Annotated in this window: 10 protein-coding genes; 4 read left to right on the top strand and 6 right to left on the bottom strand. The window is 69.4% G+C overall.

Features of this window, described 5'->3' with window-relative positions; genetic code table 11:
* Nucleotides 1–239: 239 nt before the first annotated feature.
* Complete coding sequence (locus IPZ69_RS44880) at nt 240–593, bottom strand: ATP-binding protein (RefSeq protein ID WP_235460684.1); 354 nt, start codon at nt 591–593, stop codon at nt 240–242.
* Nucleotides 594–797: 204 nt separating this feature from the next.
* Here IPZ69_RS44880 and IPZ69_RS44875 point away from each other — a divergent pair, with 204 nt between their 5' ends.
* A complete protein-coding gene (locus IPZ69_RS44875) occupies nt 798–1,661 on the top strand; it encodes a helix-turn-helix domain-containing protein (protein WP_235460683.1) in 864 nt (287 codons plus the stop codon).
* Nucleotides 1,633–1,833 (top strand): DUF397 domain-containing protein, encoded by a 201-nt coding sequence (locus tag IPZ69_RS44870; RefSeq protein WP_235460682.1) that lies wholly within the window; start codon nt 1,633–1,635, stop codon nt 1,831–1,833. Before IPZ69_RS44875 ends, IPZ69_RS44870 begins: the two co-directional genes overlap by 29 nt.
* A gap of 51 nt (nt 1,834–1,884) precedes the next feature.
* On the opposite strand, the gene IPZ69_RS44865 is transcribed toward IPZ69_RS44870, so the two are convergent.
* The 4 genes from IPZ69_RS44865 to IPZ69_RS44850 form a co-directional block, all read right to left on the bottom strand.
* The gene (locus IPZ69_RS44865) at nt 1,885–3,933 is read right to left on the bottom strand and encodes an NAD(+) synthase (RefSeq protein WP_235460681.1); all 2,049 of its coding nucleotides are present in this window, start codon (nt 3,931–3,933) and stop codon (nt 1,885–1,887) included.
* Nucleotides 3,934–4,020: 87 nt separating this feature from the next.
* Nucleotides 4,021–5,958: a S53 family peptidase gene (locus IPZ69_RS44860; RefSeq protein ID WP_235460680.1), complete on the bottom strand. Its 1,938-nt coding sequence runs from the start codon at nt 5,956–5,958 to the stop codon at nt 4,021–4,023.
* A gap of 208 nt (nt 5,959–6,166) precedes the next feature.
* On the bottom strand, nt 6,167–6,790 hold the full coding sequence (locus IPZ69_RS44855; RefSeq protein WP_235460679.1) for a DUF305 domain-containing protein: 624 nt from the start codon (nt 6,788–6,790) through the stop codon (nt 6,167–6,169).
* Entirely contained in the window at nt 6,787–7,458 is a 672-nt protein-coding gene (locus tag IPZ69_RS44850; protein WP_235460678.1) for a DUF3105 domain-containing protein, read from the bottom strand. Before IPZ69_RS44850 ends, IPZ69_RS44855 begins: the two co-directional genes overlap by 4 nt.
* 145 nt (nt 7,459–7,603) lie before the next feature.
* Between IPZ69_RS44850 and IPZ69_RS44845 the strand changes: the two genes are divergently transcribed.
* Nucleotides 7,604–8,041 (top strand): RrF2 family transcriptional regulator, encoded by a 438-nt coding sequence (locus IPZ69_RS44845; protein WP_235460677.1) that lies wholly within the window; start codon nt 7,604–7,606, stop codon nt 8,039–8,041.
* Between the two features lie 68 nt (nt 8,042–8,109).
* Here the strand turns inward: IPZ69_RS44845 and IPZ69_RS44840 are convergent, their stop codons facing one another.
* On the bottom strand, nt 8,110–9,297 hold the full coding sequence (locus IPZ69_RS44840; RefSeq protein WP_235460676.1) for a globin domain-containing protein: 1,188 nt from the start codon (nt 9,295–9,297) through the stop codon (nt 8,110–8,112).
* Nucleotides 9,298–9,601: 304 nt separating this feature from the next.
* On the opposite strand from IPZ69_RS44840, the gene IPZ69_RS44835 reads away from it, so the two are divergent.
* Nucleotides 9,602–9,982 (top strand): glutamine synthetase beta-grasp domain-containing protein (locus IPZ69_RS44835; RefSeq protein WP_235460675.1); only part of this gene is annotated, 381 nt, incomplete at its 3' end.

The following is a 9,982-nucleotide window of genomic DNA, read 5'->3' as shown; positions in this document are numbered from 1 at the left end:
CGCGGCCGCGCCCCCTCCGCCGACGGCACAATCGCAGCGAACCTGAAGGGTGAACCCCGCCTGGCCACCCGTCTTTCCGGGCCGCTCGCTCGCTTCTCAATCGGGCTGGAGTGGCCCGAGTCAAGGGTGGCCCGCAGGGCCATCGCCGCAGGCGACGCGGAGCGACAGCGGAGCGCCCTTTACTCGGGGCGCGGAAGCACGACACTGGCCAAGAAGCGAGTGGCCCCAACGGCAACCCATCAGCTCAGTTCGCACCAGACCGTCTTGCGGTCCGGGGCCTGGTCCACGCCCCACCGGTCGGTCAGGGCGTCGAGAAGGGCCATACCCCGCCCCGACTCCGACGTTGCCGAGGCGGACAGCAGGACGGGCAGGGTGCGCGTATCGGGGTCCGTCACCTCGATACGGGTGTGCCCGTGCCCCGGCTCGCCGATGACACGGACGGTCACGGGTGTGCCCTCGCCCACGTGATTGATGACGTTCGTCAGCAACTCCGTCGCGCACAGGCGCACGTCGAAGTCGAGGTCGCGGAGATGGTGACGGAGTTCCGGTACGGCCTTCGGCGTGGCCAGCAGACGGAGTTCGCGTGGCGTCATCGCTCGGCCACCGTCTTTCGGAGTGCGGCGGCGCGGCGGGCGGGCGTTGCGTACGTGACGTCGGAATCGGTGGGGGAGGGGTCGGGCATGAAGGGCGTCGTCCTCTTCTTGTGCGGTGTGTGACGAACACCTCACAGACTGTCGCCGGGGTCGCTACCGTGAAAGGGGTTTCGCGTTCGCGACCGGGACAGCTGAAGGTGAACCATGGCACGGCGCAAGGACATTGACGGCTCGATGAGCGTCCCGACCTTCTACGGCAAGGAGTTGCGGTGGAAGCGGGAGGCGGCGGGGATGTCGTTGGAGGCGTTCCTCGAAGGAAGCTTCTACGGCAAGACGTACCTCAGCGACATCGAGCACGGGGAGCGGAGGATGCCGCTCGATCTGGCCCGGCATGCGGATCGGGTGCTCAACACCGACGGGTTCTTCGAGCGGCACTGTGAGGATGTGCGCAAGGCGCGGAGGGGGCCGCATGCCGCGTACTTCGAGAAGGTTCTGGAGGCGGAGAAGTACGCGGAGGCCATTGAGCTTTGGTCACCCATCATCTTCCCCGGGTTGCTCCAGACCGCCCCGTACGCTCGGACGCTGGTCCGGTCGGCGCACCCGGCGGCTTCCGACGAGTGGGTCGAGGAGAAGGTGGCGGCCCGACTCGCCCGCGCCCGCCTCTTCGAGGAGGATCACTCCACCCCGGAGTACTGGGCTGTCCTGCACGAGTCGCTGATCGCGGATCCGATCCTTCCCCCGCTGGAGATGGCCGAACAGCTGGACCGGGTCGTGGAGTTGGCCGAGCGGCGCCGGATCACTCCGCAGATCGTTCCGCGGACGTGCGGCGCGTATCCCCTGATGGCCGCCTCCATCATGGTGATGACCTTCCCGGACGCGCCGCCGCTGATCTACACCGAGGCGTCCTACAGCGGTGACACCATCGATGATCCGGCCCTCGTGAAGCAGTACCGCAAGGCATACGATCGGCTCAGGGCTGTCGCGCTGTCACCAGACACGTCCCTCGACATGATCAAGGCAGCGGCAGAGGATTACCGAAATGGCAAGCAACCGGATCGACTTGAGTGACGCGCTCTGGTTCAAGAGCAGCTACAGCAACGGGGACGGCGGGGAATGTGTCGAAGTCGCCGACAACATCCCCGGATTCATCCCCATCCGCGACTCCAAGCTCCCCCATTCCCCCGCCCTAATCCTCACCCCCACCGCCTGGGCCCCCTTCATCACCTCACTCAAGAGCTGAACCAGAAGCCCAGAAGCCCAGAAGCCCAGGAGCCCAGGAGGGCCGTCCCCCTCACCCCTCCGAATCGTCGAACCGCGCCAGCTCCCGCAACCACGTCCGGGCGGAGCTGTCCGACGGTGCGCGCCAGTCACCCCGCGGCGAGAGTGAACCGCCCGCCGAGACCTTCGGTCCGTTCGGCATGGCCGAGCGTTTGAACTGCGCGAATCCGAAGAAGCGGCGGCAGAAGACCTCCAGCCAGCGTCGGATCTCCGGCAGGTCGTACGCCGCCCGCTTGGCCTCGGGGAACCCTGGCGGCCAGGCGCCGGCCTCCGGGTCGTGCCAGGCGTGCCAGGCCAGGAAGGCGATCTTCGACGGCCGGAAGCCGTACCTCAGTACGTGGAAGAGCGTGAAGTCGTGCAGCGCGTACGGCCCGATCTTCGACTCCGTCGACTGCATCTCCTCACCCGGTACGAGTTCCGGACTGATCTCCGTGTCGAGGATCGCGGCGAGTGTCTTGCCGGTCTCGTCGTCGAACTGGCCGCTGCTGATGACCCAGCGGATCAGATGCTGGATCAGCGTCTTCGGCACGCCCGAGTTGACGTTGTAGTGGCTCATCTGGTCGCCCACGCCGTACGTGGACCAGCCGAGGGCGAGTTCCGACAGGTCGCCGGTGCCGAGGACGATGCCGCCGCGCTGGTTGGCGAGCCGGAAGAGGTAGTCCGTGCGCAGGCCCGCCTGCACGTTCTCGAAGGTGACGTCGTACACCGGCTCGCCGGAGGCGAACGGGTGGCCCATCTCCTGCAGCATCAGCCGTGCGGTCGGCGTGATGTCCAGCTCGGCCGCGGTGACGCCGAGCGAGTTCATCAGCTTGTGGGCGTTGTCCTTGGTGTGGTCGCTGGTGGCGAAGCCGGGCAGGGTCCAGGCCAGGATGTCGCTGCGCGGCCGGCCCGCGCGGTCCATCGCGCGGGCGGCGACGATCAGCGCGTGCGTGGAGTCCAGGCCGCCGGACACCCCGATGACCACCTTCGGGCCGCCGATCGCCGCGAGGCGCTGCTGGAGGCCCTCGACCTGGATGTTGTACGCCTCGTAGCAGTCCAGGGCGAGGCGGTCGGCGTCGGCCGGCACGAACGGGAAGCGTTCCAGGCGACGGCGCAACCCCAGGTCGGTGAGCGGCGGGTCGAGTTCGAAGGCGACCGTGCGGAAGTCGCTCGTCCGCGCCCTGTGCGTGCGGCGGTTGTCGTCGAACGTGCCCGTCCGCTGCCGTTCCTGACGCAGCAGGTCGAGGTCCACGTCGGCCACCGCGTACTCGTCGCCGAGGGGGAACCGCTCGGTCTCGGCCAGCAGCGCGCCGTTCTCGTAGACCATGGCCTGGCCGTCCCAGGACAGGTCGGTGGTCGACTCGCCGAGGCCGGCCGCCGCGTAGACGTACGCGGCGAGGCAGCGGGAGGACGCCGAGCGGCACAGCAGCTTGCGGTCCTCGGCCCGTCCGACCGTGATCGGGCTGCCCGAGAGATTGACGAGGACGGTCGCACCGGCGAGGGCCGCCTCCGCGCTGGGCGGCACCGGCACCCACATGTCCTCGCAGATCTCGGCATGGAGCACGAGACCGGGAACGTCCTCGGCCGCGAACAGCAGATCCACGCCGAACGGCACGCTCTCGCCGCCGAACCGGATCGATCCGCCGCGCTCGTCGGCGCCGTCGCCGATCTGCCGGCGCTCGTAGAACTCCCGGTAGTTCGGCGGGTACGACTTGGGGACCACACCGAGGATCCGGCCGCGGTGCACGATCACCGCGCAGTTGTAGATCCGGTTGCGGTGGCGCAGGGGGGCACCGACGACCAGCACCGGCAGCAGGTCCGCCGACCCGGCCACCACCTCGCCGAGCGCCTCCTCGACCTGGTCGAGCAGTGCGTCCTGCAGCAGCAGGTCCTCGATGGAGTAGCCGCACAGCCCCAGCTCGGGGAAGACGGCGACGGCGACGCCCTCTTCGGCGCACCGGCGTGCGTGGCGCAGGACCGCTTCGGCGTTGGCGTGCGGGTCCGCGATGACGGTGTGACCCGTACACGCGGCGACGCGGGCGAAGCCATGCTGGTAGATCGACCAGAAGTTCAACGGAGGCACGCGCCCAGTGTAATCGTCAGAGCGACGCGATAGGGGGCGTGGGGTGTCGAGCACCCCACGCCCCCTGGCGCCTACCGCGTCAGCGGATCAGTGGCGACGGTACGACGAGACGTAGCCGTTCGCGGGCGTGCCCACGCCGGTCACGTTGTCGTAGCCCTTCACCGCGGACAGCGAGCTGTCCTTGCCGAGGCTGCGGACCGAGGTCGCGAGGCCGCCGGTGGCGTCGAAGCCGTTCACGAAGTCGATACGGGCCACCGCCAGGCCGGAGCCGGTGGGGTTGTCCGTGACGTCGTGGTACGCCTTCGTGCCGGACTTGGCGTAGATCGCCGGGTTGGCGAAGCCGAGCGCCTTGCCGCCACGCGCCTCCTGGGCCAGGGCCTGGACCGCCGCGATCACCGGCGCGGCCAGCGAGGTGCCGCCGATGCGGTACTCGCTGTACTGCTCCGTGCCGTCCGGGAAGGTCTGGGTCTGGCCGACCAGGAAGCCGGTGTTCGGGTCGGCGATGGCCGCGATGTCCGGGACGACGCGGTTGCCGGCGGCGTTGTTGGCCGTGGCCAGCGCCTTCGGGACGACGTTCTTCTGGTAGTACGGCTGCGGCACGGTCTTGCTGGTGCCACCGCCCGCACCCGAGGTGAACGCGCCGGGGAAGCCGGTCCAGCTCTTGCCGTCCGCGGACAGCGTGGCCTTCTCGGTGCCCCAGCCGGTCTCCCACTGGTACTTGTCGTCCTTGCCGACGGCCAGCGAGGTACCGCCGACCGCCGTCACCCACGCCGAGTTGGCCGGGGTGTCGACCTGCTTCGTCCCGGTGTTGGCGACCTCGTCGCCGTTGTCACCGGAGGAGAAGTAGAAGCCGATGCCCTCGACCGCGCCCAGCTGGAAGACCTGGTCGTAGGCGGCCGCGAGGTCCGGCGTCTGGTTGGCCTCGATGTCGCCCCAGGAGTTGGAGACGATGTCGGCCAGGTGGTTGTCGACGATCTTGCTGAGCGAGTCGAGCAGGTCGTCGTCGTAGCAGGAGGCGGCGCCCACGTACGTGATGTCCGCGGCCGGCGCGACCGCGTGCACGGCCTCGACGTCGAGGGTCTCCTCGCCGTACCAGCCGGCCGCCCCGCACTCCTTGGTCTTCGTGTAGTTCTTGGGCAGGACCTGGTGCAGCTGGCCCGTGGTGTAGGCCGCGTCACCGTGCTTCTTCGCGTAGCTGGCCGCGTCGAAGGCGATGGTCGGAGAGGCGTACGCGTCCGTGATGGCGACGCGGACGCCCTTGCCCGTGTTGGTGCCGGCGCCGTAGGCGGAGCGCAGCTGCTTGCCGGTGTAGCCCTTGATGGCGTACGGGATCTTCGAGCCGTACGCGTCCGGCAGCGTGGTCGCGATCTTCGAGCCGAAGTACGAGGAGAACGGCCCGGAGTTCTTGAACACCGCGTCCGGCGGGGGCAGCTGCTCGTCGTGGCTCGACTTGTGCGGCGCGTTGTCCAGGCCGGTGACGGTCAGGACGGCGCCCTTCAGACCCGCCGGCACCGAGGCGGTGTGCTGCGGCGCGCGGTACGTCTTGGAGCCCTTGACGAAGTTGTGCAGCTGGGTGCCGAACGCCTTCTCGGCGGCGGACACGTCACCGGTGACGGCGATGTAGTGCTGCGTGACCTTCGTGACCTTCAGCCCGGCCGAGTTCAGCCAGGTCTTGACGGCGGCCACCTGCGCCTTGGTCGCGCCGTAGCGCGCCTGCACCTGCTTGGCGTTCAGGTACTTGCCGTACAGCGGCGAGGACGGGTCGGAGACCGCCTTCGCGTAGGCGGCGAGGCCGGAGGCGTTGCGGCCGGCCAGGTACACCCGGGCGGAGAGCTGGGCGTCGTTCGAGGTGGCGCCCTTGTCCGCCGTGGCCGTGGCCCAGGTGGGCTTGGTGCCGGTGAGCGCGTTCCGGCCCGGGTCCGCGGCGTGCGCCGCGGGTATGCCGAGCGCCAGCGCACCGGCGATCATGGGCAGTGTCGCTGCCATGCTCACCACGGCGCGCGTCTTGGCGCGGTTGGATCTCATAGAACCCCCTGCGATGCGGTTCGCATGCATGTAGTGGTTGGTCATCTGCGATCCGCTCGGGGCCCGCGGCGGCGTCGGCCCGCGAATGGATCACACGATGGGGGCCACTCTTTCGATGAACCGTTCATGCCAGGGGAAGGCAAAAGTCAAGAGAATCTCAAGGAACAGTCATCCGGGGTGAATTGTGGCTTTCGTCCGGGTGGAGGTGTCACGAACGGGGCGCGGCGCCGCGCTCCTTGAGCATCCCGGCCATCAACTCGATCTCCGACTGCTGCGCGTCGACCATGCCCTGCGCGAGCCGCTTCTCCACGTCGACCTCGCACTTGGCGACACAGCCCTCGGCCATGTGGATGCCGCCCTTGTGGTGGTCCGTCATGAGCTGGAGGTACAGGATCTCCGCCTGCTTGCCGCTGAGCGTGTTCAGCTTCTTCAGCTCGGTGTTCGCCGCCATGCCGGGCATCAGCGCGCCGTCCTTGCCGGCGGCCATGTCGCCCATGCCCATCCAGGTCATCGGCGGCTCGGACGACACCTTGGGCAGCCCCCACAGATCCAGCCAGCCCAGCAGCATGCCGCGCTGGTTGGCCTGCGTCTGCGCTATGTCGTAGGCGAGCCGGCGCACTTCCTCGTTCTTGGTGCGGTCGCGCACGATGTACGACATCTCGACGGCTTGCTGGTGGTGGACCGCCATGTCCCGGGCGAACCCGGCGTCCGCCGACAGCGCGCCCGGCGTCTTCGCGGTGGAGTCGTCGCCCTCGGCGACGGCATAGGTGATCGCGCCGGCCGCGACGAGCACCGCCGCCGCGGCCCCCGCGATCAGTGCCACATGCCTCACTGCGACAGCCCGTTCGTGCAGGCCGCGCCCGGCTCGGGCGTCTGCTTGCCCTGCACGAACTCCGCGAAGAACTTGTCCACGTTCGGGTCCTTCGCCCCCGTCACCGTGCGCTGGTGCGCCCAGGCGCTGAGCACGATCGGGTCCTTCTGGTCGTCGTCCGGGCTCATCAGCGTGTACGGCGTCTTCTTCACCTTCGCCGCCAGCGCCTCGACGTCCTGCTTGGAGGCCTTGCTGTTGTACGTCACCCAGACCGCGCCGTGCTCCATCGAGTGCACGGCGTTCTCGTTCTTGACCGCCTTGGTGTAGACGTCCCCGTTGCAGTTCTGCCAGACCGGGTTGTGGTTGCCGCCGACCGGGGGCTCCATCGGGTACCGCACGGCCGAGGTGACGTGCGTGCGGCCCAGGGTGCCCTTCCAGGTCTGCACGCCGTCATTGCCCATGACGAAGTGGCCGGAGTTCTTCGCGTCACTCGCCGTGTCGGCCTTGTCGGCGCCCTTGTCCTTCTGTGAGTTCACGAGCACGACACCGCCGACGACGAGACCGGCGACGACCACCACGCTCGCGGCGACGGCGAGGAACCGGTTGCGGCGCTCGCGCGCCTGCTCGGCGCGCCGCATCTCCTCTATGCGCGCCTTGCGCGCGGCGTTGCTGTTCTTGGCGGAACCCATGGCTGATGTCCTTCTGGGGGGAAAGGGCCGGGACGGACGTGACGGTTGGGCCCGCTGATCGTAATCCTGAAGGCGTGCCCTCCCGTAGGGAGGGCACGCCAAAGTTAATTTGAACCCTGAATGCGCATTATCTACGCTGCGGGGTATGCGGCTGTTGCGTTCCACCGATCTCGCCCTGCGGGTCCTCATGCGGCTCGCCGTCGCCGGCCCGTCCCATCCCACGACCCGGCAGGTCGCGGCGGACATGGAGGTGCCATACACGCATGCCGCCAAGGTCGTCGCCGAGCTCCAGCACCTCGGCCTCGTCGACGCCCGGCGCGGCCGGGGCGGCGGGCTCGCGCTCAGCGAGAAGGGGCGTACGGCGTCCGTCGGGGCCGTGGTGCGCTCCTTCGAGGGCGAGGGGGACGTCGTCGACTGCGAGGGCGCCACGCCCTGCCCGCTGAACTCCGGCTGCCGTCTGCGCGGCGCCCTGCGCCGGGCCCAGGAGGCGTTCTTCGCGGCCCTGGACCCGGTGACGGTGGACGAGATCGTCGCCGACCCGACCGGCCCTCTGTTGCTGGGAATCTCCGGCCGACGCCCCTAACAGCACAGCGAAAGTCCCGCCGGCCCCGCCCAGCGGGCGGACGACGGGACTTTCGGGAGGGGGGTTTCTCAGCCGGCCAGCCACAGGTCGGGACCGAACACCTCGTAGTGGATGTCGGCCGGGACCACGCCCTTGGCGATCAGCTGGGCCCGGGCGGCGCGCATGAAGGGCAGCGGACCGCACAGGTACGCGCGCGTGCCCGACGGGACCGGGACGTCGCTCAGGTCGAGGAGCCCCGTGCGCGTGCCGGGCTCGGCGTCCCGCTCGTAGAAGAGGTGCACGGCGGCGTCCGGGAGCTTGGCGGCGTACGCCTCGTGGTCCGTGCGCAGCGCGTGGTCGGCCGGGGTGCGGTCGGCGTGCACCACGGTGACCGGGGCGCGGTGACCGCCCTCGGCGAGGTGCGCCAGCATCGCGACCATCGGGGTCACGCCGATACCGGCGGAGGCGAGCAGCAGGGGCGTGTCGGTGACCTGGTCCAGGACGAGATCGCCGTACGGCGCGGACAGCTCCAGCACGCTGCCTTCCGCCACGCGCGCGTGGAGGTGGTTCGAGACCTCGCCCTCCGGCGTCGTGGCGTCCTCGGGCACCCGCTTGACGCTGATCTGCCGCACGTCCGTGCCGGGCGCCCCGGAGAGGCTGTACTGGCGTATCTGCCGGGCGCCGTCGGGCAGCGTCACGCCCACCGAGACGTACTGGCCCGCCCGGAAGTCCCGCACCGGCCCGCCGTCGACCGGCCGGAGCCGGAAGGTGACCACGTCGGCGGTCTCCGTGATCCGCTCGGTGACCTCCCACTGACGCCACCCGGCCTCGTCCGCGCTCTCCTCGTACAGCCGCTTCTCGATGGCGATCAGGGCGTTGGCCATCAGCCAGTAGACCTCGTCCCAGGCGGCCGCGACCTCCGGCGTGACGGCCTCGCCGAGGACCTCGGCGATGGCGGCGAAGAGGTGCTCGTGGACGATCGCGTACTGCTCCGGCGCGATGCCGAGCGAGGCGTGCTTGTGCGCGATACGGCCCAGCATCGCGTCCGGCCGCCGTTCCGGCTGGTCGACGAGGTGCGTCGCGAACGCGGCGATCGAACCCGCCAGGGCCTGCCGCTGGGTACCGGCGGCCTGGTTGCCACGGTTGAACAGGTCACGCAGCAGCTCGGGGTGGGCGGAGAACAGACCCGCGTAGAAGCGCGCGGTGATCTCGCCGATGGCGGCCCCGACGGCGGGGAGCGTGGCACGGACGGTGGTGGCGGACTGATCGGACAGCATCGGGTCTCCTCGGGAACTCCATGGATCGACTGCACCGGCACCGTAATAAAACTTGCATCTGAGATGCAAATTAAGCACCGGGCCGGTGATCGGCTCCGGCCATTACGGATGTCGGTCCGAGCAGGCAAGATGGGCAACAGAGCGGTACACCTGCCGGATGCGACGAGTTCAGGCCGAGGTCGCCCGGGCGATCAAGGTCCGCAACGCGCGTGAAACGCTGTTGTGGTGTGATGCTCAGGTGCCCGACCGCCTCCGGTGGCACCGGGGAAAGGCGGCCTGACCAGCAAGGATGGGGAAGCGGAAGATGGACAAGCAGCAGGAGTTCGTGCTCCGGACGTTGGAGGAGCGCGACATCCGGTTCGTACGCCTGTGGTTCACGGACGTGCTGGGCTTCCTCAAGTCCGTGGCCGTGGCCCCCGCCGAGCTGGAGCAGGCCTTCGACGAGGGCATCGGCTTCGACGGCTCCGCCATCGAGGGCTTCGCCCGGGTCTACGAGTCCGACATGATCGCCAAGCCGGACCCCTCCACGTTCCAGGTCCTGCCGTGGCGCGCCGAGGCCCCCGGCACCGCCCGCATGTTCTGCGACATCCTCATGCCGGACGGCTCCCCGTCCTTCGCCGACCCGCGCTACGTCCTCAAGCGCGCCCTGGCCAAGACCTCCGACCTGGGCTTCACCTTCTACACC

This window comes from Streptomyces olivochromogenes, from assembly GCF_021538895.1.
GTDB classification, from domain to species: Bacteria; Actinomycetota; Actinomycetes; order Streptomycetales; family Streptomycetaceae; genus Streptomyces; species Streptomyces olivochromogenes_A.
This window is presented reverse-complemented; position numbering and strand designations above follow the sequence as displayed.